Origin of the sequence: Gordonia asplenii (assembly GCF_012933505.1) — a bacterium.
Classification (GTDB): domain Bacteria; phylum Actinomycetota; class Actinomycetes; order Mycobacteriales; family Mycobacteriaceae; genus Gordonia; species Gordonia asplenii.
Genome location: NZ_JABBNB010000014.1, coordinates 1 through 23,424, shown reverse-complemented (window position 1 = coordinate 23,424; position 23,424 = coordinate 1). Strand labels below are relative to the sequence as shown.

Annotated in this window: 17 protein-coding genes and 1 pseudogene; 12 read left to right on the top strand and 6 right to left on the bottom strand. The window is 65.3% G+C overall.

The annotated features are described in order from the left end of the window. The first annotated feature begins 111 nt into the window (after positions 1–111). From HH308_RS14525 to HH308_RS14510, 4 genes are all read left to right on the top strand, one after another. On the top strand, positions 112–1,326 hold the full coding sequence (locus HH308_RS14525) for a Gfo/Idh/MocA family protein (protein ID WP_170194943.1): 1,215 nt from the start codon (positions 112–114) through the stop codon (positions 1,324–1,326). A 54-nt stretch (positions 1,327–1,380) separates the two neighbouring features. After that, complete coding sequence (locus tag HH308_RS14520; protein WP_170194942.1) at positions 1,381–2,400, top strand: sugar phosphate isomerase/epimerase family protein; 1,020 nt, start codon at positions 1,381–1,383, stop codon at positions 2,398–2,400. 1,260 nt (positions 2,401–3,660) lie between these two features. Then, the gene (locus HH308_RS14515; protein WP_170194941.1) at positions 3,661–4,440 is read left to right on the top strand and encodes a DUF222 domain-containing protein; all 780 of its coding nucleotides are present in this window, start codon (positions 3,661–3,663) and stop codon (positions 4,438–4,440) included. A gap of 17 nt (positions 4,441–4,457) precedes the next feature. Then, positions 4,458–5,810 (top strand): hypothetical protein, encoded by a 1,353-nt coding sequence (locus HH308_RS14510; RefSeq protein ID WP_170194940.1) that lies wholly within the window; start codon positions 4,458–4,460, stop codon positions 5,808–5,810. Between the two features lie 1,039 nt (positions 5,811–6,849). On the opposite strand, the gene HH308_RS14505 is transcribed toward HH308_RS14510, so the two are convergent. After that, positions 6,850–8,007, bottom strand: a complete 1,158-nt coding sequence (locus HH308_RS14505) for a Gfo/Idh/MocA family protein (RefSeq protein WP_170194939.1) — start codon at positions 8,005–8,007, stop codon at positions 6,850–6,852. Positions 8,008–8,118: 111 nt separating this feature from the next. Between HH308_RS14505 and HH308_RS14500 the strand changes: the two genes are divergently transcribed. Further along, positions 8,119–8,469, top strand: coding sequence for a universal stress protein (locus HH308_RS14500; RefSeq protein ID WP_170194938.1), 351 nt, complete (start codon positions 8,119–8,121; stop codon positions 8,467–8,469). Between the two features lie 127 nt (positions 8,470–8,596). Here HH308_RS14500 and HH308_RS14495 read toward each other — a convergent pair whose 3' ends face one another. The 4 genes from HH308_RS14495 to HH308_RS14480 all read right to left on the bottom strand — a co-directional run bounded on the left by HH308_RS14495 (position 8,597) and on the right by HH308_RS14480 (position 16,184). Continuing rightward, positions 8,597–10,051 (bottom strand): sugar porter family MFS transporter, encoded by a 1,455-nt coding sequence (locus tag HH308_RS14495; protein WP_170194937.1) that lies wholly within the window; start codon positions 10,049–10,051, stop codon positions 8,597–8,599. A 308-nt stretch (positions 10,052–10,359) separates the two neighbouring features. Further along, positions 10,360–12,531 carry a glutamine synthetase III family protein gene (locus HH308_RS14490; protein ID WP_170194936.1) on the bottom strand — a complete coding sequence of 724 codons (2,172 nt, stop codon included), beginning with the start codon at positions 12,529–12,531 and terminating at the stop codon, positions 10,360–10,362. 218 nt (positions 12,532–12,749) lie between these two features. After that, on the bottom strand, positions 12,750–14,939 hold the full coding sequence (locus tag HH308_RS14485; protein ID WP_170194935.1) for a 3-hydroxyacyl-CoA dehydrogenase NAD-binding domain-containing protein: 2,190 nt from the start codon (positions 14,937–14,939) through the stop codon (positions 12,750–12,752). 33 nt (positions 14,940–14,972) lie between these two features. Beyond that, complete coding sequence (locus HH308_RS14480) at positions 14,973–16,184, bottom strand: acetyl-CoA C-acetyltransferase (RefSeq protein ID WP_170194934.1); 1,212 nt, start codon at positions 16,182–16,184, stop codon at positions 14,973–14,975. A gap of 128 nt (positions 16,185–16,312) precedes the next feature. On the opposite strand from HH308_RS14480, the gene HH308_RS14475 reads away from it, so the two are divergent. The 7 genes from HH308_RS14475 (at position 16,313) to HH308_RS14445 (ending at position 22,535) form a co-directional block, all read left to right on the top strand. Continuing rightward, the gene (locus tag HH308_RS14475; protein WP_170194933.1) at positions 16,313–17,494 is read left to right on the top strand and encodes a TetR/AcrR family transcriptional regulator; all 1,182 of its coding nucleotides are present in this window, start codon (positions 16,313–16,315) and stop codon (positions 17,492–17,494) included. Positions 17,495–17,566: 72 nt separating this feature from the next. After that, on the top strand, positions 17,567–18,049 hold the full coding sequence (locus tag HH308_RS14470; protein ID WP_170194932.1) for a cation:proton antiporter regulatory subunit: 483 nt from the start codon (positions 17,567–17,569) through the stop codon (positions 18,047–18,049). 3 nt (positions 18,050–18,052) lie between these two features. After that, positions 18,053–19,243 carry a cation:proton antiporter gene (locus tag HH308_RS14465; RefSeq protein WP_170194931.1) on the top strand — a complete coding sequence of 397 codons (1,191 nt, stop codon included), beginning with the start codon at positions 18,053–18,055 and terminating at the stop codon, positions 19,241–19,243. Positions 19,244–19,261: 18 nt separating this feature from the next. Then, entirely contained in the window at positions 19,262–20,197 is a 936-nt protein-coding gene (locus tag HH308_RS14460; RefSeq protein WP_170194930.1) for an adenylate/guanylate cyclase domain-containing protein, read from the top strand. 85 nt (positions 20,198–20,282) lie between these two features. Further along, the gene (locus HH308_RS14455) at positions 20,283–21,323 is read left to right on the top strand and encodes an ATP-binding cassette domain-containing protein (protein WP_170194929.1); all 1,041 of its coding nucleotides are present in this window, start codon (positions 20,283–20,285) and stop codon (positions 21,321–21,323) included. Further along, positions 21,320–22,150, top strand: coding sequence for an ABC transporter permease (locus tag HH308_RS14450; RefSeq protein ID WP_170194928.1), 831 nt, complete (start codon positions 21,320–21,322; stop codon positions 22,148–22,150). The genes HH308_RS14455 and HH308_RS14450 overlap by 4 nt, the downstream gene beginning before the upstream one ends. A 73-nt stretch (positions 22,151–22,223) precedes the next feature. After that, complete coding sequence (locus HH308_RS14445; RefSeq protein WP_170194927.1) at positions 22,224–22,535, top strand: hypothetical protein; 312 nt, start codon at positions 22,224–22,226, stop codon at positions 22,533–22,535. A gap of 672 nt (positions 22,536–23,207) precedes the next feature. On the opposite strand, the pseudogene HH308_RS29550 reads toward HH308_RS14445, so the two are convergent. Beyond that, positions 23,208–23,424, bottom strand: a pseudogene (locus HH308_RS29550) (hypothetical protein); the annotation flags it as partial.

Genomic DNA, 23,424 nt, shown 5'->3' with positions numbered 1-23,424 from the left:
GACATAGTGGTATCACACAGAATGATTCACACCGGAGTTGGAGCGCTCCAATAATGAGGACGACCGCTCCCGACAACGGCCTCAGACCCTTCTCGACCGAGAGATCCGCCCATGAACAACACCAGCAGTATCGGCGTCGCAGTTATCGGCGCGGGCATGGCCGGCAAAGCCCACGCCGCCGGATACCGCAGCGCCACAGCAGTTTTCGGGGACAACTTGCCGGAGATTCGCCTCGTCTCCATCGCCGACGCCTATGAGCCGCTCGCCGTGGAGGTGGCCAAGCGGTTCGGCTTCGCCCGGCATGACACCTCCTGGCAGGCCATCGTCGACGCAGACGACATCGACGTCGTCAGCGTCGTCGTGGCGAACGCGCTGCACCGCGAGATCGTCGAAGCGTTGCTGGCCGCGGGCAAACATGTCCTGTGCGAGAAGCCGCTGGCCGGAAGCATCGCCGACGCCGAAGCGATGGTCGACGCCGCGGCGTCGTCGGATGCCGTTGCGCGAATCGGTCTGACCTACCTGCGCTCGCCGGGCATCGCCTTCCTGGGCGACCTGGTCCGCAGTGGTCGGCTGGGGAAATTCATCAACTTCGACGGCGAGTACTGGACCGACTACGCCTGCGACCCGAACGGCCCGATCAGCTGGCGATTCAAGGGAGCCCCGGGCTCGGGTGCGCTCGCCGACGTCGGCAGCCATCTGTCCTACATCGCCGAATTATTCGGCGGCCCAATCGCTTCCGTCCGCGGCGGCACCCTGCACACCACCTTCGACACCCGACCCAAGCCCGTCGGACGAGTGATCGGACATGAGCACGCGGAGGTGAGTGCCGAACGTGAGGTAGTCGAAAACGATGACGTCGCAGGCTTTTTCGTCGACTTCGCAGACGGTGGAACCGGCTCGCTGCAGGTGTCGCGGGTAGCAGCCGGTCATCCGAACACCCTCAAGTTCGAGGTCTTCTGCGAGCGCGGCACCGCCGCATTCGATTTCCGCAAGCCCGGCCAGGTAGAGGTCACTCTTCTCGGCGACGAGCATGATCTCGCCGGTCCGCGCACCGTCACCCTGGGCCCCGCCCACCCGTACTGGTCCGGCGGTCTGGCCATGGACGCCTGCGGCGTCGGCATCGGACAGAACGACGGATTCGTCTTCCAGGCGCGTGCATTCCTCGAAGAGGTCGCCGGCGTCGCGGAGTCAGAGTCGTTGCCGCGCAACGCTGATTTCGCCGAAGGCCTGCATAACATGCTGCTGCTCGACGCCGTGGCGCGGTCGGCGCGCGGCGGCGGGACCGAAGTCAGCATCCCCGACGCCGCGTCACTCGTACTTTCCTGATCGGTTTCCACCGATCACTTCTCACCGATCACTTCTCACCGACAAGGACCTCGCATGACCAAGACCCTCGGCGTCTACACCGCCGTCCTGCACGACCGTCCGCTCGACGCCGCACTCGATGCGATCAAGGAACTCGGCCTCAACGCCGCCGAGATCAACGCCGGCGGCTTCCTTCCGCCCACACACATTCCGAACATCGACGACATCGTCGAATCATCCACTGCCGCAGCAGATTACCTCGGCCTCTTCGCCGAGAAGAACATTCGGATCGCCGGGCTGAATGTCAACGGAAACCCGCTGCACCCCAATCCGGTGATCGGCGACAAGCACGCCGCCGACCTGCGCCGGGCGATCCGCGCCGCCGCCGCGCTAGGCCAGAAGCGGGTGGTGACGATGTCCGGCCTACCCGGCGGCGAGCCGGGTTCGACGCGGCCCAATTGGGTTGTCAATGCCTGGAATTCGGGCGCGCTCGATGTGCTCGACTACCAGTGGGACGACGTCGTGGTGCCGTTCTGGAAGGAGATCGCGGCACTCGCGCAGGAGCACGACGTCAAGGTCGCCATCGAGATGCATCCGCAGAACGTCGTGTTCAACCCGCCCACCATGCTCGAGTTGATCGAGCGGGTCGGGACCGATTTCGTCGGCGCCGAGATGGATCCCAGCCATCTCTTCTGGCAGTGGATGGACCCCATCGCCGCCGTCGAGTACCTCGGCGACCGCGTATTCCACGCTGCGGCAAAGGATGTGCGTATCAACGAGAACGCCAAGATCTATGGCGTCCTCGACGATCGTTTCCGTCGTCTGGCCCCGACCGAGGAGCGCGTCAATCTCGGCGGCGACGAATGGGTCAACGAGTGGCCGAAGGATTCCGCTTGGGATTTCGTCGCGCTCGGCCGCGGCCACGACCAGGAATTCTGGACCGACTTCCTTCGTGCCCTCTACCGCGTCGACGAGAACATGGCCGTCAACATCGAGCACGAGGACGTGTCGTTGGGCCGCATCGAGGGGCTACAGGTAGCGGCAGACGTGCTGTTGACCGCGGCCGAGGCGGCAACCGTCGAAGTCTCGGTATAGCCTCGTCCGCGCCCGAAGCACGAACCGTCCGATTCCCCGAGCTGAAGTCGTTGTCGGTCGCGGCGCTCTGCTCCGGGCGCCGGTGTTGTCAGTCGCGTCGTAATCCGCCGCTCCCCGAGTGCCGTTGTTGTCGCTTGTGCCGCAATCTTCTGCTCCCCGAATGCCGTTGTTGTCGGTCGCGTCGTAATCCACCGCTCCCCGAGTGCCGAAGCGAGGCACGAGCTTCGGTGTAACGAGGGGCTGGTGAGACGAAAAGCCCAACGGGGGAACGGGCTTTCAGAGACGCTGAGCGTTTCCGCTCCCGGAGTGCCGTTGTTGTCGTTCGCGTCGCAACTTTACGCTCCCCGAGTGCCGAAGCGAGGCACGAGCTTCGGTGTAACGAGGGGGTGGTGACCCGCAAAGCCCAACGGGGGAACGGGCTTTCGGGGACGCTGAGCGTTCCTGCTCCCCGAGCGCCGTCGACGTCGCACGCGCCGCAACCCACCGTTCCCCGAATGCTGTCGACGTCGCTCGCGCCGCAACCCTCCGCGCCCCAAAGTGCCGTCCACGTTGTCGGTCGCGCCGCAACCCCCGCTGCTCCCCGAGTGCCGAGGCGAGGCACGAGCTTCGGTGTAACGAGGGGGCTGGTGACCGGCAAAGCCCACAGGGGAACGGGTTTCGGAGACGCTGAGCGTTTCCGCTCGCCGAGTGCCGTCAACGTCGCTCACGCCGCAACCCTCTGCTCCCCGAGTGCCGTTGTTGTCGGTCGCGTCGCACCCTCCGCTCCCCGAGTGCCGAAGCGAGGCACGAGCTTCGGTGTAACGAGGGGCCCGGTGAGACGAAAAGCGCAACGGGGGAACGGGATTTCGGGGACATGCATCGTTTCTGTGTCGGGCTCACCTGTTCGACGGTGTGGGTGCCGACATGGCCTGGACGGGGATGCCGGGTGGTGGGTGGAGTTGGGGTGCCCGGCCGGCGGTTTGTCGACGACCGGCGCGGCGGGGCTAGCGGCGCAGATCCGACCGTCTGGCGGTGTCGGACATGGCCTCGGGAGTCGGATCTGCCATGGCGGTGATGGTGGTGTGCGAAATCTGTTGCCCGCCAGCGCCGGCCAGCGTAGACCGGCCGACGAGATTGGTGTCCGGTTTCCTCTTGGTTTGAGGCCGGTGTCGGGGTAGAATCGAACATAGTAGCGAAGGCCCTGAGTGTGGGTGGGCCGCCGAACGTGGGAAGCACTCCTCTTTTTGTAGATGGTTTTGTCCCTGCGTGTTCGGAGCATCGATGTCTACTAGCCGTGATTCTGTCCCGCCGTCGCGTGCGACGGTGTCCCGCTATGGGTGGGCGAGTGAAGACCCCGGCCGTATCGGCCTGCATCTGGCGACAGACAAGGTCGCCGAGGATGCAGCGTGTGGGCACATCAACGATCTGATGGATGCGATCACCACGTGTCGGGCGGGGGAATCGTTTCTGCTGTGGACCAAATACCGGGCCCTCGCCGGGATTCATGACCAGTTGGCCGGCGGGTGCGGTGACGGGGACGCCCGGCTCGTCTCCCAGCAGTCGCAGGTCGCGGCCCGGTATGCGATGACGGGGGCGATCAGCCCACAGGTGTCGGCGCGGCACGTGAATGAGGCGGTCGCGATGGTGCATCGGTTGCCGCGGACCGGGGAACGCCTGCGGGATGGGGTGATCGCGGCGTGGCAGTTCACCCGGATCGTGTCACGGTCCGATCTGATCGACGGGTACGGGTATCGGGCGGCGGTCGACGAGGAAATCGCCCGGCGGGTGGGGCGGGGGTCATGGTCGGGGAAACGCCTGGATGCCCTGGTGGATTCGGCGATCTTCCGCCACGACCCCGACGCCGTCCGCCGCCGCCACCACCTGGCGAAGGAAGGCCGCACCGTCACCACCGATCCGTTGGCGGATGGGATGGCCGAACTCCGCGCCACCGCCACCGTGGAGGATGTCGCGACCGCGTTCGCCGCCATCGACGCCCTCATCACCCGGGTCTGCTGCAGCAACGATCCGCGGCGTCGGGGGCGCGGCGCTCAGATGCGGTGATCGCCCGGCTGCACGGGGTGGCGTTCGAATGCGAATGCGGCGACCCCGACACCTGCACCGGCCAGCCCGACGACACCGCGGCAGGGGTGTCGCAGGCGCAGGTCGTGATCGCCATGCACGTGATCACCGAACAAGCCACCCTCACCACCGATCGTGGCAGCGCCGATGATGGGATGGGTTACGTCGACGGCTACGGGATCATCACCGGTGAGCAGGTCCGCGACATCGCCGAACGCCCCGAGACGAAGGTCAGCTACTTCCCCAACCCACCCACCACACAACCCGATTCGCCAACAGACGCCGACACAGCGACCGCGGCCGAGGCCGACGGCGAACCGGAGCCGGAACTGGACTTGGATTTCGTCGAGGCGGCGTCTCCGACCGTGACGGACTCGGAATCATATGAGACCGAGCCGGCAGCCGCGGCAGACGAGACCGAACCGGCCGCTGACACGAAACCCGAACCGGAAAGCAGCCGAGCAGCCACGCCAGAGCCGCACGCGGCGCCGACGACCAGTGAACCCGAACCCGAGGCTGAGGCCGCGACACCACCGGCCGGGGAGGGACCGGACACAAGCGACGCACTCGCACCATCACCACAACCCGAGCCCCAGCTGACGCCAGAAGCAGCGTCAGTGGGCGAGGCAGAGCCACAAGCACCTGCAAAAGCAGAAGGATCGTCTGAGGCCCCGGCGTGCTACCGCAAGCCGAAGTTGCCGTTGCCGTGTTTGCCGTCGGATCCGTATCGGTTCTCCACCGCGTTCGACACCTACATCCGTGCCCGGGATGTGGCGTGCGGTGCGCCGGGGTGTGACCGGCCTGGCTTCGCTGCACAGTTGGATCACTGCCAGGAATACAACCACGACGATCCGGCTGCGGGTGGGCAGACCGACGCTGCCAACGTGCACGTCCTGTGCGTCTTTCACCACTTGCTCAAGACCGGCGACCACGGCTGGCTCGATGACATGACCCTCGACCACAGTGGGCGGGTGCAGTATCGGGTCCGTACCCCGGAGGGACTGTGGATCGACGGCCCCGACCTGTCCGGCACCGACCTGTTCGACACCCTCACCCGCATCCGCTTCGCCGACCCACCCACCACACCCACCAGCAGCAGCAGAAAGAAGCGGTCGCGGCGGCGGTCGGCGTCGACGGTCGACAAACAACGCCGCCGCCAACGCGAACGCGAACACAATCGAGCCGAACGCGAAACCGCCGAAGCCGCGCACGCAGCCGCCGTCGAACACGACCGCATCACCGGTGAACCCGTCACATACTGGCGCATCCGCTCCCACCATCCGAGTCACACCAGTCACACCCGTGACAACGAACCGTTACCGCACTACGACGACACCCCACCACCCTTCTAAACCAGACACCACACATGCGGCGCTCAAACCGAACGCGACAGCCCACCCGGCACTCCCGACCGCGGCCAAAAGCGCCGCGGTACAGTTCATCCCACACAGATGCGGCGGTCGGCTCCGACGGTCGACCAGCAACGCCACCGTCAACAAGAACGCGAACAAGATCGAGCCGAACGGGAACCACCGAAGCCGCGCACGCGGCCGCCGCCGAACACAACCGCAGATCAACCGGCGAACCCATCACATACTGGCGTATCCGCCTCCCCGATACGGCGAACCCCACCAGCAACATCCGTGACAACGAACCGTTACCGCAGTACGACACCCCGCCCCTCTAGAACCAGACTGAGGCACACCGGCGCTCAACCGACCGCGACACCCACCCACAGCCTGACCCTGACCCCAGCACCGCGAACCTCCCGACCGCGGCCAAAAGTGCTGCGACACAGTTCACCCCACAGGTGCGGCGGTCGGCGTCGACGGTCGACCAGCAACGCCACCCGTCTGTTGACCGTCTCTGCGTGTGACGACCACCGAGACCGCGCACGCGGCCACCGTCGAACACGACTGCACTACCGGCGCATCCGCTCCACCAACCCGAGCCCCACCAGTCACACCCATGACAACGAACCGTTACCGCAGCACGACGACACCCTTCTAGACCAGACGCCGCACACCGACGCTCAACCGAATTTGACTGCGCGCCTGGCTGTTCCACACCGACCACACGTCGGTCACCACAGCCCGACCACCGAATCTCACGGTCACCACCGACAAATCAGTGTTAACCGCGAGACTTCCGGTGGACGATCCCCGACCCAGCACTCCGAGCCTCCCGACCACTCGGCCAAAAGTGCTGCGACACAGTTCATCCCGAGGGGTACAGGAGTCTCGACGCCCGGCTCGGCTAGCCACCGCCACGCACCCGCTACAGGACACCCGGTTCGACCACCCAAGGGCTGCAGCAAGAGACAATCCCTCATCGCGGGCGATACCAGCCTCAAGGCATCACTCCGATCAAAGCTATGGCGCAGCCGCACTCCTATACCGAAACCCAGGCTCCCGACTCCACCGATTCGACGATCGCGTCCAGGACGCGGGCGCTGCGCACGGCATCGTCGACGGTCGCGCCGACGACGGAGCCGGTTGCGATCGACGACAAGAATCGGTGCGCTTCAATTACTTTCAGGTCGTCGTAGCCCATCGGGTTGGCGGCACCGGGCTGGAACACGGCGAACTCGCCCGCGCCCGGCCCGACGTGCACGCTCGCCACCGGCTCATCCTGATACGACGTCCCGCGCGCCAACTCGAGCTCACCCATCCGCCGGTAGTCCCAGCGCACGACGCCGGTGGTGCCGTGAATCTCGAATCCATACGAATTCTGCTCGCCCACCGACACTCTCGACGCCTCCAGCACGCAGCGCGCCCCTGACACCATCCGTAGCTGCGCTCCGACGTAGTCTTCGTTCTCGACGGGCCCCAGCGCGCCGCCCGAAGCCAGCTGATGTCCCGACGTCGCCGCGCTCGGTTCCGGTCGTTCCGAAATGAATACCGCCGTGTCGGCGACGAGGGATTCGATGTCGCCCAACAGGAATCGCACCAGGTCCGCCCCGTGCGACGCCAAGTCGCCCAGCACACCGTGACCGCCGAGCGCATTCTGGTAACGCCACGTCAGCGCGCCGTCGGGGTGCGCCGCGTAATCGCTGAAGAATCGGAACCTGGCATGCGTCACGACTCCGATGTCCCCACGTGCGATCAGGTCACGAGCAGCTTCCACGGCGGGTGCGTTTCGGTAGTTGAACCCGACCGCTGTTCGACGATCGGCGGCGTCGGCCGCAGCGGCGACTGCCTGCGCATCAGCCGCCGTCAGGCCAACCGGCTTCTCGATCCACAGATGTTTGCCCGCCGTCAGCACCGCGCAACCGATCTCACGGTGCAGGAAGTTCGGGACGGTCACCGACACCGCGTCGACTTCCGGGTCCGCGACGACGTCGCGCCAGTCCGTGTAGAACCGCTGCGCACCGTACTGCGCGGCGGCGGCTTCCGCACGGCCCGGCACATCGTCGGCGACGACCAGGAGCTCCGCCCCCGGCCCCTGCGGGTAATGGTGACGCACCCGACCGTACGCGCGCGAATGCACCGCACCCATCCACCCCAGCCCGATGACGGCGACGCGCACATTCTCGGTTGATTCGCTCATCACAAACCCTTCGTTTTGTAAGGACAATAGGTCTATCATACTAGGTGGAGGTCCGATAGTAATGTGGATCTACCGACCCGCACGCCACTGCCCGACCATGAGGACAAATCCATGACCATCATCGTTTCCGTTCCAGACTCCGCCGAGGGTCCACTCGCGCTCGCCGCCGCCATCGACGAGGCAAAGGCGTTCGGCACCGACCTCGTTGCCGTAAACCTGGGCCTGCGTCCGCTCAAGGCCGACGTCAACGGCTCCGGGGTAGACGTGACCATCGTCGACCGCGCAGATCGCGACCCGGTCGACACCGTCCTCGACGAGATCGCCAAGCGCAATCCGTCGCGCCTGGTCATCGGCGTCAAGCGTCGCTCGCCGGTCGGCAAGGCCATGCTCGGCAGCGTGAGTCAGCGACTGCTGCTGGCCTCGCCCATCCCGGTACTCGCGGTCAAGCTCGACGAAGACTGACGCACTCACCCCGACGGGCGGCCGACTCAGATCGAGTCGGCCGCCCTTTTTTGCGTCGTGTCCGTATTGATCCTTACAACCAAACATGGGCCCACCGATTCGGCGGGCCCATGTTCACTCAGGGGGTCTAGCGGAAGTCGCCCTTCGCGAACGACTCCTCCAGCGATTCCAAGGACCGGCCACTGGTGTTCGGCAGCGTCTTGAAGATCAAGAACGTGAACACCGCGCAGATCACGAAGAAGGTGCCGTAGGTACCGCGAATGCCGCCCACCTCGATCAACGTGGGGAACACCTGCCCGACGATGGCGTTGGTGACCCACAGGATCAACACCGACAGACCCATGCCGAAACCGCGAAGACGCAGCGGGAACAACTCCGACAGGCACACCCAGACCGGGACGTTGAGCGCCGTCTGCATCGACAGCACGAACAGTGCGACGAAGATCAGGACCGCGTAGGCCTGCACCTTGCCCTCGGGGATGACCAGGGTCGACAGGACGGTCAGCCCGTGGAACACGGTGACCGCGATCATGCCGATCAGGATCAGCTTGCGACGTGGGATGCGGTCGATGAGGACGAACAGGCAGATCGAGCTGCCGATCACCGCGGCGACGCCCATGAAGATGTTCGCGATGGGAGCTGCACTGTCGCTGAAGCCGGCGACCTCGAGCATCTTGGTGCCGTAGTACATGACCGAGTTGATGCCGGTGACCTGCTGCGCGATCGCCAGGATGACTGCGGCAAGCATGATCCGGCGGACCCAAGGGATGGCGAGGTCGTACCAGCCGCCCGTCTGCGACGCCGCTTCCTCTTCGGCGAGTTCCTCGACCTCAGCCATTTCGGCGCGGGCACGATCCTCGGTACGGACCTTCATCAGGACGTCGAGCGCGTCGTTGTCGCGCCCCTTCGAGATGTACCAACGCGGCGATTCCGGCATCCGCAGCATGCCGATGAACAGGCAGATCGCGGGCAATGCACAGATCGCGAGCATGATGCGCCAGACGCCGTCGTGCCCGCCCGGGTTCGAGTCGGTGGCCGGCTGCCACACCGCGGCGATAATGGCGTTGACGACGAACGCGGCCAGCTGGCCGACGACGATGGCCAGCTCATTGCGGCCGCCGAGAGTTCCGCGTCGCTCGGTCGGGGCCAACTCGGAGAGGTAGACCGGAACCACGACCGAAGCACCGCCGACGGCGAGGCCGAGGATGAAGCGCGCCGGCAGCATGACACCGAGATTCGGGGCGACGACTGCGCCGAGAGTTCCGAAGAAGAAGATCACCGCAAGGATGATCATGGTCTTGCGTCGGCCGATGGCATCGGAGAGCCGGCCACAACCGAGTGCACCGAGGGCTGCACCGATGAGCAATGTCGACACCACCAGTCCCTCGGTGGTGGTGGTGAGTCCCAGGTCGTACTTCATCGGCTCCAGTGCGCCGTTGAGCACACCGGTGTCGTAGCCGAACAGCAGACCGCCGAACGTCGCGACGATCGCGATGGTGTCCATCCGTCGCTGATGTGGACCTGGTCGCAGCGGTGGTAACGCGATCGCGCTACTTGAATCTGAGGATGTTTCTGATGTCACCGGGGCTCTCCTTCTCTCCAGCCCGGCAGGGCGACGGGGCAGTCACCTACCGGCGGATGGATCGCTCCACCGCCGACGACCCGCGTCAATGAGCAGCTTTTGTCCTGTGCAGCCGTAGCGACTACGACTGTTACAAATATGGCAGTGACCGCGGCCACATGCAATAGTTTCAGACAAATATGTCCTGACATTCTGCTTTGTGACGTGAGAAGGCGTAGAGCAGACCCGAAAACAAGGCTCAGGTCCGACACCGAGCCTTCTCGGAGTCGGACCTGAGCCTTCGTGTCGCGCTGGAGGATCTGGAGGATTTACAGGATGGTCAGCATCTCGTTGTAGGTCGGCAGCGGCCAGAGATCGTCGGCGACGATGCCTTCCAACTTGTCGGTCGCGGCACGGATCGCAGCCATCGCGGGAATCAGCACATCGCGGGCGTACTTCGACTCCTCGTACTCGCTCTCCCCGTGCATTCCGGCGATCCCGTCGTCGAGCACGACCATCGCCCCGTGCAGGTCGGTGATCAGCCTCGTGATCTCGAAGAGCACCGGCGTCTGCATCTCGATGCCGGCGGCCTTGAGCGACGCCGCCGTCGACGCCAGTTCGCCCTGGTAGCGGATCGCGGCCGGAAGGATCATCGTCTTGGCGATCTCCGCGGTCTCCTTGGCTTCCACCAGCAGCGTCAGCGCGTAGTACTCGAAGATGACGTCCTCGCGGGCCTTGAGTTCACGCGCAGAGAGCACGCCATACTTCTCGAAGATCTCCACGACCTCCGGTGACGTGTACTCGACGACGGCGTCGACCGTCGTCCGCAGGTTCTTGAGACCGCGGGCGGCCGCCTCTTCCTGCCACTCGTCGGAGTAGCCGTTGCCGTTGAAGATCACCGCACCGTGTTCGAGAACGATCTCCATCAGCACCTGTTGCACGGCGTCGGCGAGGTCGACACCGGCGTCGAGTTGTTTCTCCAGCGCGTCGGAGATGAACTCCAGCGAGTCGGCCAGGATCACGTTGATCGCCACCATCGGGTCGGAGATCGACTGATTGGAGCCGGGTGCGCGGTACTCGAATCGGTTGCCGGTGAACGCGAACGGGCTGGTCCGGTTGCGGTCGCCCGGGTCGGCCTTGAGCGGCGGCAGCGTGTCGACGCCGAGTTCGATGATGCCCGCCGCCTTGGAACCGGTGGCACCGCCCTTGGCGATCTGGTCGAAGACGTCCATCAACTGGTCGCCGAGGAAGATCGAGATGATCGCCGGCGGAGCCTCGTTGGCACCGAGGCGATGGTCGTTCGACGCCGACGCCACCGCCGCACGCAACAGGCCGCCATATTTGTGGACCGCTCGGATGATCGCACCGCAGAAAGTCAGGAACTGCATGTTCTCGTGCGGGGTGTCACCCGGGTTCAGCAGGTTTCCCTGGTTGGCGTTGCCGAGCGAGAAGTTGACGTGCTTGCCCGAGCCGTTGACACCGGCGAACGGCTTCTCATGCAGCAGACACTTCATGCCGTAGCGTTCGGCGACCCGCTTCATCGTCGTCATCATCAACTGCTGATGGTCGTGCGCCAGCACCGACCGCTCGAAGACCGGCGCGATCTCGAACTGGCCGGGCGCCACCTCGTTGTGCCGGGTCTTCGACGGAATGCCCTGTTTGAACAGCTCACGGTCGAGTTCGATCATGAACGCCAGCACGCGGTCGGGGATGGCTCCGAAGTAGTGGTCGTCGAACTCCTGCCCCTTCGACGGTTTCGCGCCGAACAGGGTGCGGCTGGTGGTCATCAGGTCGGGGCGCGCGTAGTAGAAATGCTCGTCGATAAGGAAGTACTCCTGTTCGGCTCCCGCGTAGGAGACGACGGTGTCGACGTCGTCGTGGCCGAACAGCTTCAGCAGCCGCATCGCCTGCTTGCTCATCGCCTGTTGACTACGCAACAGCGGTGTCTTCTTGTCGAGGGCTTCGCCGGTCCAGGAGATGAAGATCGTCGGGATGCACAGCGTGTTCCCGTTGGGGTTCTCCATGATGTACGCCGGGCTGGTGACGTCCCAGCCGGTGTAGCCACGCGCCTCGAAGGTTCCGCGCAGGCCGCCGTTGGGGAAGCTCGACGCATCCGGCTCACCCTGCAGCAGCGTCTTACCGGCGAACTCGGCGAGCGACGCCCCGCTTGAGTCGGGTTCCAGGAAAGAGTCGTGCTTCTCCGCGGTCAGCCCGGTCAGCGGATAGAAGACGTGCGCGTAGTGGGTCGCGCCCATCTCCAACGCCCAGTCCTTCATCGCGACCGCCACGTAGTCCGCGAGGGCCGCATCCATCGCGGCACCGGCCTCGATGGTCGCGGCGACCGCCTTGTACACGTGCTTGGGGAGCCGCTTCTTCATCACCGACAGGCTGAAGACATTGCGACCGAAGGTATCTGCCAGCGGCTCGGGGAAACCGTCGGTCTTGACCTCGTACGTCGTGACTGCCTTGATGGCCTGGCGCCGGGACATGCTGCCGCTCATGGGTACTCCTGAATACTCGGTGCGAGATTGCCTGGCAACCATAGGAGCGCGGTGTGTGCGGCTGGTTTCACTCGTGTGACGGACAGATTCTCGATTGTGACGCGCAGGAAAAACGACGTCGCCCGCCCGGATCCGCGACTTCGTGCACGAAGCGTGAATGAAGAAAGCCCCGGTGAGGGATTGCACATCCTCACCGGGGCTGGTCTAGCTCGGAAGAGTTACTTTCCGATCGTGTCGTTGGTCAGCTTGCCACCCTTGGCGGCGAGATCGACCAGCGACTGCGGCGGCTCGAAGTGCGAACCGTACTTCGACGCCAGGTCACGAGCGCGGTCGACGAAGCCTTGCAGGCCGCCCTCGTACTGGTTGACGTACTGCGCGACGCCGCCGGTCCAGGCCGGGAAGCCGATACCGAAGATCGAGCCGATGTTGGCGTCCTCGATCGAGGTGAGCACACCCTCGTCGAAGCACTTCACGGTCTCCAGCGCCTCGGCGAAGAGCATGCGCTCCTTCATGTCCTCCAGCGGGATCTCGGCGCTGCCCGACTTGAAGTGCTCACGCAGACCCGGCCACAGCAGGCCACGCTTGCCGTCGGCGTAGTCGTAGAAGCCCTTGCCGTCCTTCTTGCCGGTACGACCTTCGTCGACCATCCAGTCGATGACCGCGTACGAACCGTGCTGCGGCGGTTCCTGACCGGCCTCGCGGATCGCTGCCTCGGTCTCCTTGCGGATCTTCTGCGGCAGGGTCAGGGTCAGCTCGTCCATCAGCTGCAGCGGTGCGGCCGGGTAACCGGCCTGGGTGCCCGCGTGCTCGATGAACGCCGGCTCGATGCCTTCACCGACGGCTGCGACGGCCTCGTTGATGAAGGTGCCGATGACACGGCTGGTGAAGAACCCGCGGCTGTCGTTGACGACGATCGGGGTCTTGCGGATCTGCAGGGTGTAGTCGATGACCTTGGCCAGCACGGCGTCGGACGTCTTGGCACCCTTGATGATCTCCACCAGCGGCATCTTGTCGACGGGGCTGAAGAAGTGAATGCCGATGAAGTCCTCTTGGCGCTTGACGCCCTCGGCGAGGATGGTGATCGGCAGGGTCGAGGTGTTGGAACCGAGCACGGCGTCGGGCTCGACGATGTCCTCGATCTCCTGGAATACCTGGTTCTTCACCGCGACCGACTCGAACGCGGCCTCGATCACGAAGTCGACGCCCTTGAAATCGGCCGGGTCGACGGTGGGGGTGATGCGGGCGAGCAGCGCGTCGGAGCGCTCCTGCGTGGTCTTGCCGCGCGAGAGAGCCTTCTCCTCCAGCTTGACCGAGTAGTCCTTGCCGCGGTTGGCGGCGTCGATGTCGATGTCCTTGAGGACGACCTCGATACCGGCCTTGGCCGAGACATACGCGATGGCCGCGCCCATCATGCCCGCGCCGATGACGCCGACCTTCTTGGCGGTGTACTTGTCATAGCCCTCGGGGCGCGAGCCGCCGCCGTTGATGTGCTGCAGGTCGAAGAAGAACGCCTTGATCATGTTCTGCGAGACCTGTCCGGTCAGCAGCGACACGAAGTAGCGGGTCTCGACGATGTCGGCGGTGTCGATGTCGACGTAGGCGCCCTCGATGGCCGCCGCGAGGATCGCGCGCGGTGCGGGCATGTTGGCACCCTTGATCTGCTTGCGCAGGATCGCCGGGAAGGCCGGCAGATTGGCGGCGACGGCCGGGCTGGTCGGAGCACCGCCGGGCAGCTTGTAGCCCTTGACGTCCCAGGGCTGCTGCGCCTCGGGGTTCTCCGCGATCCACTTCTTGGCAGCCGGGATCAGCTCTTCGATGCTGCCGACGACCTCGTGGATGAGTCCGGTTTCCTTGGCCTTGGCCGGGCTGAACTGCGTGCCCTGCAGCAGAACGCCCATCAGCGCGTTCTGGAAGCCGAGCAGGCGGACGGTACGGACCACGCCGCCGCCACCGGGAAGCAGGCCGAGGGTCACCTCGGGCAGGCCGAGCTTGCTGCCCTTGACGTCGGCGGCGATGCGGTAGTGGGTGTGCAGGGTCAGCTCGAGGCCGCCGCCGAGGGCTGCTCCGTTGATCGCCGACACGACCGGGCGGCCCAGGGTCTCCAGGCGCCGCAGCACCTTCTTCATCCCGTTGACGCGCTCGGTGGTCGCGGCCGCGATCTCCTGCTTGGTCTCGGTCCGCTCGGCGGTCATGTCCTTGAGGTCGCCACCGGCGAAGAAGGTCTTCTTCGCCGAGGTGATGATGACACCGGTGATGTCGTCGCGCTCCGCCTCCAGACGGTCGACGATCTCGGCGATCGAGGTCATGAACGTGTCGTTCATGGTGTTGGCGCCCTGGGCCTTGTCGTCCATGGTCAGCACGACGATGCCGTCGTCGCCCTTGTCCCAGGCAATCATGTTGTCACTCATAGTTTTTCAACGTTCTTTCTGTGTGGACGCGGCTCAGAGGCGTTCGATGATGGTCGCGACGCCCATGCCGCCGCCGATACAGAGGGTGACCAGGCCGTAGCGGCCGCCGGTGCGCTCGAGCTCGTCGAGGCAGGTGCCGAAGATCATCGCGCCGGTCGCACCGAGCGGGTGGCCCATGGCGATGGCGCCGCCGTTGACGTTGACCTTCTCGTGCGGGATCTTGAGATCCTTCATCCACTTCATGACGACCGAGGCGAACGCCTCGTTCAGCTCGAACACGTCGATGTCGTCGACGGTCAGGCCGGCCTTCTTGAGTGCGAGCTCGGTCGCCGGCGTCGGGCCGGTGAGCATGATGGACGGCTCGCTGCCGATCTCGGCGAAGGACACGACGCGTCCACGCGCGGCCAGACCGTTACGCTTACCCGCTTCTTCGCTGCCGAGCAGCACCAGTCCGGAGCCGTCGACGATGCCCGAGCTGTTACCACCGGTGTGGACGTGGTTGACCTTCTCCACCGACGGGTACTTCTGCATGATGACGTCGTCGAAGCCGGCCATGTCGGCCAGCGCCTGGAAGGCGGGCTTGAGCTTGCCGAGGCTCTCCACGGTGGTGCCGGGGCGCATGTGCTCGTCGTGATCGAGCACGACGACGCCGTTGATGTCGCGCACCGGGATGACCGACTTGGCGAAGTAACCGGCTTCCCAGGCCTTGGCGGCGCGGTTCTGCGACTCGACCGCGTAGCCGTCGACGTCCTCACGGGAGAAGCCCTCGATGGTGGCGATGGTGTCGGCACCGATGCCCTGCGGGGTGATGTAGTTGTCGTACGCGGTGGCCGGGTCCATGAACAGGGCGCCGCCGTCGGAGCCCATCGGCACGCGCGACATCGACTCGACGCCGCCGGCGAGGACCAGATCGTCGAAGCCCGAGGCGACCTTGGCGGCTGCCAGGTTGACGGCCTCCAGACCCGACGCGCAGAAACGGTTGATCTGGGTGCCCGGCACGGTCTCGCCCAGGCCCGACACCAGCGCCGCGGTACGTGCGATGACCGCACCCTGCTCGCCGACCGGCGACACGACGCCGAGCACGACGTCGTTGATCTCGGTGGGATCGAGGCTGCCGTGCCGCGCAACCAGTTCCTTGATCAATCCGGAGACCAGGTCGATCGGCTTGATGCTGTGCAGCGCACCGCCGCGCTGCTTGCCACGAGGCGTACGGACCGCCTCGTAGATGAATGCTTGATCAGGCACGGATGTGTTCCTTTCACATGAACCGGAAGAGGTTTCTCCAACAGGCTAACCCGTCGTAACTTATTTGGCTATACCAGGTGGTCAAATACTTCTACGCATCGCAAAAAGTGCGCTATTGTCTGTTCACCATGACGGCCTCCAAGCAGTCCGGCGCCCGACGCCCGGCCAACCGCAGACGGCAGCTGATCGATCTCTCGGCGCAGCTGTTCCTCAAGCACGGGTACCCCCGGGTGTCGATGGCCGACATCGCGCGCGCCGCCGGCGTGACCGCGCCGTCGCTCTATCGGCATTTCGCCGACAAGCAGACCCTGCTCTACGACGCCGTGCTCGCCGGCGTCGACGACCTGCAGGTATGCACGACGGCCGCGCTCACGTCGGCGAACGGTGATCCGCACGCCTTCCTCACCGCGTTGTGCGGCACCATCTCCCGACGCCGCGACGCCTCGTCCCTGTGGCGCTGGACGGGCACCTACCTGTCCGGCGACCAGAACCGCGAGGTGGCCCTGCGGACCCGGGAGGTGTTGCGCCAATGGGCCGAACTGCTGTTCGCCGAACGCTCGCTCGCCGACTGGGAGCAGCGCCAACTCGTGTGGTCGCTGCTGTCGGTCGCGGGCAGCCTGTCGTCGCATCGCACCAGACTGTCGCCCGCGCAGGCCACCCGCGAACTGGTCGTCGTGGCCGATCGCCTCGTCGCGCTCACTCCGTCGGCCGCGTGCCCGCTGCGGGTGGTCCCCCACGTCGCATTGCCCGACGACGACCGGCGAACCGAGATCCTCGACGCCGCGGCCCAGTTGTTCGCCGCCCGGGGCTTCGGACCGACCGGCGTCGACGACATCGGCGCGGCCGTCGGGATCACCGGCCCCAGCGTGTACCGGCATTTCCCCTCGAAGGCCGCGATACTCATCGCGATCGGCCATCGCAGTGCGGCACGCTTGGAGGCCGGGGCGGTCGCCGCGTACGGAACCGGCACCGACGAGGCGAAAGTCCTTGCGCTGCTTGTCGACTCGTATGTCGACGTGGTCAACTCGATGCCCGACCTCTCGGTGTCGTTCAACTACGGCTCGGAGCTGCCCGCCAACGGGCTCGCCCGGGACCTGGTCGACATCCAGCGGCGCTACGTCGCCCGGTGGATCAACCTGCTGGTCGTCGTGCACGACATCGGCGAGGCGGAGGCGGGTATCGCGGTGCACGCCGCCCTGTCCATCGTCAACGACGCCGTACGCTTGCAACGCGGCGTCGAACGCCCTGAATTCGCCTCGCAGATGGCGTATTTGATGAAGGGTGCGATGGGGCTGGCACCGGTCGGCTGAGCGGGCCGACGTCGGGCCAATAGTGTCGGATTTACGGCAAGGGTACGAGTTCGAGGACTACCCTTGGCGGCTGTGAACGTCGAGGTGACCCCACTGCCCGGAATCGGAGTCCGCAAAGACTTCGAAGTGTCCTCCGGCCGGCGCATCGGCGTCATCACCCGGCGCGACGGAATGATCGACCTGATCATCTCCGAGGACGGCGATCCCGACGCGTGCCGGGACCAGATTCACCTCTCGACGGAGGAGTCCGCCGTCCTCGGCAACCTGCTCGGGGCCCCACAACTGGTGGCTCAACTGCAGGACGAGCATCGCGACATCCCCGGCGTCAACACCCGGCAGATGCCCATCGCCGGAGGATCGCCCTACGACGGCCGCACCCTCGGTGCGACGCAGATGCGCACCCGCACCAAGACCTCGATCGTCGCGGTGATGCGTGCCGGGCAGGTCCAGGCGTCGCCCGGTCCCGGTTTCACCTTCACCGCGGGCGACGTGCTGGTCGTCGTCGGGACCGCCGAGGGGCTCGACGCGGCGGCCAAGATTCTCACCAACGGCTGAGCAGTGACCGAAACCGCACTCGCCCTCGTCGAACTGGGCGCAGTGTTCTTCGCGTTGGGTGCACTCGGCCGAGTGGCGGCCAAATTCAGCTTCTCGCCCATCCCGCTGTATCTCGTCGGCGGCCTCGCCTTCGGGTCCGGCGGCTACGTCGGGCTGGGCGAGGTCTCCGAGTTCGGCCACATCGCCGGTGAGATCGGCGTGATCCTGCTGCTCCTGCTGCTGGGGTTGGAGTACACGGCGTCGGACCTGGTATCCGGACTGCGCCGCTCCTGGCCCGCGGGGTTGATGGACATCGTGCTCAATGCGACTCCGGGCGCGCTCGTCGCGTTGATGCTGGGCTGGGGACCCGTCGGGGCGCTGGCGATGGCCGGTGTCACCTACATCTCGTCGTCGGGGATCGCCGCGAAGTTGTTGACCGACCTGGGCCGCCTCGGCAACCGGGAGACGCCCGCGGTCTTGTCGATCCTCGTCTTCGAGGACCTGACGATGGCCGCGTATCTGCCCATCCTGACCGCGCTGCTCGCCGGCGTCGGATTCTGGGGCGGCGTCAAAGCACTCGTCATCGCGATCGCCTTGATCGCCGTCGTCTTGTGGGTCGCGCTGCGACACGGCCGCTGGGTGTCGGCGATCGTGCACAGCGCCGACCGCGAAGTCTTTCTGCTGACCCTGCTCGGCTCGGCGCTGTTGGTCGCCGGTGTCGCGGCGGCACTGCAGGTCTCCGCAGCCGTCGGCGCGTTCATGCTGGGCATCGCCATCTCCGGGTCGACCGCCGACAACGCGGCGAAAATCCTTGAGCCGCTTCGAGATCTGTTCGCGGCGATGTTCTTCGTGGTGTTCGGCTTGAACACCGACCCGGCAAGCATTCCGCCGGTCCTCGGCTGGGCCGCGGTGCTCGCGCTGGCCACCACGGCGACCAAGATCGCGACTGGCTGGTGGGCCGCGCAGCGCAACGGCGTGCGCACGATGGGCGGCGCGCGCGCCGGTGCGGCATTGGTCGCGCGCGGCGAGTTCTCCATCGTCATCGCCGGGCTCGCGGTGTCCTCGCTCGCCGCCGGATCCGAATTGGCAGCTCTGGCAACCACTTACGTTCTGCTGATGGCGATCATCGGGCCACTCGCGGCCCGGCTCGTCGAACCGACCGTCCGGCTCTTTCAGCGTCTCGGCCGCCCGCGACCACCCGCACAGGCCGCCTGAGGGCGATACCGTAGAACGATGACCGACCCGACGTTCGCCGCGCATCTGCCGAGCTATTCGCGCGACGAGCTCATCGCGGAGATCGGTGCCGACGTCGACTATGCCGAAAAGATTTGGAACGCTTTCGGTTTCGCTCATCAGGCGACGGACGAGAAGATCTTCACCCAAGCCGACGTCGACGCGTTCGCGGTGTTCGCCGCGGGCGCCGAGCAGATGTCGGAGGGTGCGCAGATCGCCGCGGCCCGCAGCATCGGGCAGGCGATGTCGCGCCTGGCCGACTGGCAGGCCGATCAGCTCCTCGACTTCGACCGCGACCCCGATATCTCCCTGTCCGTCGAAGACATGGCCAAGGCGATCGGGCAGATCCAGCGGCTCGTCTGGCGCAGGCACCTGCAGATCGCGTTGCAACGCAACGTCGTCTACAGCCCCGACGACGTCGAGTGGGAGGTGGTGGTCGGATTCGTCGATCTGGTCGGCTTCACCGGTCTGTCGCGCCGGATCAGCTTCGACGATCTCGAAGAGCTGCTGTCGGCGTTCGAACACCGGGTGTCCGACGAGGTGTCGCTGCATCACGGCCAGGTGATCAAGACGCTGGGCGACGGTGTGCTGTTCGTCAACACCGATCCGGCTCAGGCCGCGCTGACCGCATTGGCGATCGCCGAACTCAGCGACAAGCGTCCCATTCCGGAGCTGCGCATCGGGCTGGCGCAGGGCGCGGTGCTCGCTCGACTGGGCGACGTCTTCGGCGAGCCCGTCAACATCGCCGCCCGGCTCTGCGGATCCGCGCGCCCGGGACGCATCCTCATCGACGAGAACCTCTCCGAGCTGATCGTCGACGACAGTCGGTTCCGCATCCGCTCCATCCCCACACTCAGTGTGCGCGGATACCGCCGGCTGCGGGCGCACGCGCTGTCGGCGGGCAACGACGAGGAGTCGCTCGACGCCGACCGATGAGTTCCGGTGCGCACCGCGGTCTACCTTTCGTACCGGGTGATAATCATTGGCCCGGTGTCGGACATGACCGTTACTGTGAGGACTCATGAGCTCAGCCATCCCGACCACCAAGGAAGCCGGCGCGCCCGGCCACTCCCCCGACATCGCGATCGAGGCCGTCGACCTCGTCAAACGCTTCGGCGATTTCACCGCCGTCGACGGCGTGAGTTTCACCGTGCCGCAAGGCAGTGTGCTCGGCCTGCTCGGCCCCAACGGCGCGGGCAAGACCACCACGGTGCGCATGATGACCACGCTGTCCCCGCCGACGAGCGGCACCGCGCGCATCGCCGGCTACGACGTCACCGAGAGCCCCGACATGGTCCGGCGCAGCATGGGGCTCACCGGGCAGGCGGCGACCGTCGACGAGATTCTCACCGGCCGCGAGAACCTGAAGATGATCGGCAGCCTGTACGGGATCGGCCGAAAAGCGTTGGCACTGCGCAGCGAAGAACTCCTCGAGCAGTTCTCGTTGACCGAGGCCGGCAACAAACAGGTGAAGTCGTATTCGGGCGGCATGCGACGCCGGCTCGACCTCGCCGTCAGCCTGCTGGCCGCGCCGCCGGTGCTGTTCCTCGACGAACCGACCACCGGCCTCGATCCGCGCAGCCGCTCCGAACTCTGGGATGTGTTGCGCGACTTGGTATCCGGCGGAACCACGCTGCTGCTCACCACGCAATACCTGGAGGAGGCCGACCAGCTCGCCGACAATATCGTCGTCATCGACAAGGGCAAGATCATCGCCCAGGGCACGCCATTCGAGCTAAAGGAGCAAGCCGGGGCGGCGGCACTGGTGCTGACCGTGTCCGACGCCGTAGACATACCGGCGGCCGCCGCGCTGCTCGGCAAGACCGGCGCCGAAGTCTTCATCGACCACGGCGCCCGCAAGTTGACCGCGCCGGCCGACGGCCTGGCCGACCTCACCCGCGTCATCGGCTGGTTCGACGAGAGCGGTATCGCCATCGACGACCTCGGGCTCGCCCGCCCCAGCCTCGACGACGTGTTCCTCTCGCTCACCGGCCACCGCGCCGAAGACACCACCGCCGCCGCGACGACCACCGAATCTGACACCGAGGAGTCGACGAAATGACCACCACGACCCCCGTCGAGGTCGCCACCCATCAGACCAACCTTTGGCAGCAGTCATGGATCATGGTGTGGCGCAATCTGATTCACACCAAGAGGATGCCGGAGATGCTCTCCGACGTCACCATTCAGCCGGTCATGTTCGTGCTGCTGTTCGCCTACGTCTTCGGCGCCTCCATCCAAGTGGCGGGCGGACCCGACTACAAGGAGTTCCTGCTCCCCGGCATCATGGGCCAGACGATCGTCTTCACCGCGTTCATCGTCTCCACCGGTATCACCAACGACCTCGACAAGGGCATCATCGACCGCTTCCGATCGCTGCCGATCAGCCGGTCGTCGGTGCTCATCGGCCGGGCGATCGCCAGCCTGTTGCACTCCTCGATCGGCATCGTCGTCATGGCGGTGACCGGTCTGTTCATCGGCTGGCGCATCCACAACGGGGTCGGCAAGGCCGTATTGGCGTTTGCGCTGGTCCTGCTGTTCGGCTTCGCGATGATCTGGTTCGGCATCCTCGTCGGCTCGTGGCTGAAATCGGTCGAGGCGGTGAACGGTTTCATGTTCACCTCCCTGTTCCCGCTGACCTTCCTGTCGAATGCATTCGTGCCGACCGGCCCCATGCCCACGTGGCTGCGCACCATCGCCGAGTGGAATCCCATCTCGGCGCTCGTGCAGGCGATGCGTGTGCTGTGGGGTAACGGGCCCGCCGCCGGACCGAACACCGCTCTCCCGCTCCAGCATCCGGAACTCACCACCCTCATCTGGGCGGTGGCTCTCACCCTGGTGTTCGCCCCGTTCGCCCTGCGGGCATACGCGAAGCGCACTGCTGATTGACGATCTCCGACAAGTAGTTCAGCCGTCTCGGCGTGAGAGCATTGTCGGCACGCCGGCGACGCACACTCCCCAAATGTTCACCGATGAGCAATCCGCGACACGGGCGCTGGGCGCAGCCTTCCACAACAAGCCCGAGTTTGCCCTTCACTGGCTTCGATCGATCGGCATCAACGCCGATGTGATCCGGAGCGTCAGTATCGAACGGCAGTACGAAGTTCCAGGCCCACACGGCAAGAAACGTAAGGCGGACGTCTACCTTGAAGTGGAGGATGGGAGCCTTGAAGTAGTTATTGTCGAAGCGAAGGTTGCGGCGTCGGCGGCGGTTGGCGGCGATGGTGTCGAGTGCAAATGTCCCAAGTGGGTGGTCGGCAGATTTGGACCGTGAGTCCGCGGCCGGAGATACTCTTGGCGTAATCCGCGGACCATCCCGAGGCGATCATCAAGTTCACATCGAGCTTGCCAACGTGAACCGTGGACGTGACGTCGAGCCCAATGCCTACATCCTTACGTGCAGCACCCTGAGTTCAACTGACCCGGTTGTAATCGAAGCACTCCGCCTCGCTCAGTTACCCTCGAGTGATTCTTCGTACATCGCCTATCGCCCGAATGGTGGACATCGATCGCCTGCGGAGCGTATGGCATTGAGCGCTGGACATGTGCCACGCTCGCGGACCTACGGCTACGGGGAGAGGCAACTCCTGAAGTGGGGCTGGGCCGGGGTCGGGCCCGTTGTGGACCTCAAGACCTCGGATTTCACGGAGGATGAGGTGCGCGAATGGCTTACCTTCGTAATGAAGGTGGCAGCGGCGGCTGATGATGCGCTTTCCCTGACTCTAAATGGCCCTGACAATACATCGCAATAACTGGGGTTCACCAGTTTTGAAGGTGGACTCGCTTGTCGTTGACGTATGGGTGCTCACCGCGACAGCACCGGCGGCGGTCTTCACCTGCCGATCATGGTGGTGTGACGCAGGAGCGATTCAAGCTGCATTTGTTGGTGTGGGGATTCTATTTGGGAGGGCGCTGACCGGCTCCAGCGCTTCTGTCGGTGTTCGGGTCAGCCTCGCGAGCACCGTCTCACCGCTTCCAGCGTCGTTTCGGGGGAGTCGTTGAAGCAGAATCGTACTCCTGGCTGACTGGCTGTGATGGTGTTGACGACTCGTTCGAAGATGGTGGTGTATTCGTGGGAGGTTCGTAGTCCGGATCCGATTTCGACGATATCGAACCTGGTGGCGGCGAAGAATTCGCTGACGATCGTCTCGGCGTTATCGGCA

Coding starts and splice junctions, on each gene's coding strand:
- HH308_RS14525 (WP_170194943.1), top strand. CDS start 112: ATGAACAACACCAGCAGTATCGGCGTCGCAGTTATCGGCGCGGGCATG.
- HH308_RS14520 (WP_170194942.1), top strand. CDS start 1,381: ATGACCAAGACCCTCGGCGTCTACACCGCCGTCCTGCACGACCGTCCG.
- HH308_RS14515 (WP_170194941.1), top strand. CDS start 3,661: ATGTCTACTAGCCGTGATTCTGTCCCGCCGTCGCGTGCGACGGTGTCC.
- HH308_RS14505 (WP_170194939.1), bottom strand. CDS start 8,007: ATGAGCGAATCAACCGAGAATGTGCGCGTCGCCGTCATCGGGCTGGGG.
- HH308_RS14500 (WP_170194938.1), top strand. CDS start 8,119: ATGACCATCATCGTTTCCGTTCCAGACTCCGCCGAGGGTCCACTCGCG.
- HH308_RS14490 (WP_170194936.1), bottom strand. CDS start 12,531: ATGAGCGGCAGCATGTCCCGGCGCCAGGCCATCAAGGCAGTCACGACG.
- HH308_RS14485 (WP_170194935.1), bottom strand. CDS start 14,939: ATGAGTGACAACATGATTGCCTGGGACAAGGGCGACGACGGCATCGTC.
- HH308_RS14475 (WP_170194933.1), top strand. CDS start 16,313: ATGACGGCCTCCAAGCAGTCCGGCGCCCGACGCCCGGCCAACCGCAGA.
- HH308_RS14460 (WP_170194930.1), top strand. CDS start 19,262: ATGACCGACCCGACGTTCGCCGCGCATCTGCCGAGCTATTCGCGCGAC.
- HH308_RS14455 (WP_170194929.1), top strand. CDS start 20,283: ATGAGCTCAGCCATCCCGACCACCAAGGAAGCCGGCGCGCCCGGCCAC.
- HH308_RS14450 (WP_170194928.1), top strand. CDS start 21,320: ATGACCACCACGACCCCCGTCGAGGTCGCCACCCATCAGACCAACCTT.
- HH308_RS14445 (WP_170194927.1), top strand. CDS start 22,224: ATGTTCACCGATGAGCAATCCGCGACACGGGCGCTGGGCGCAGCCTTC.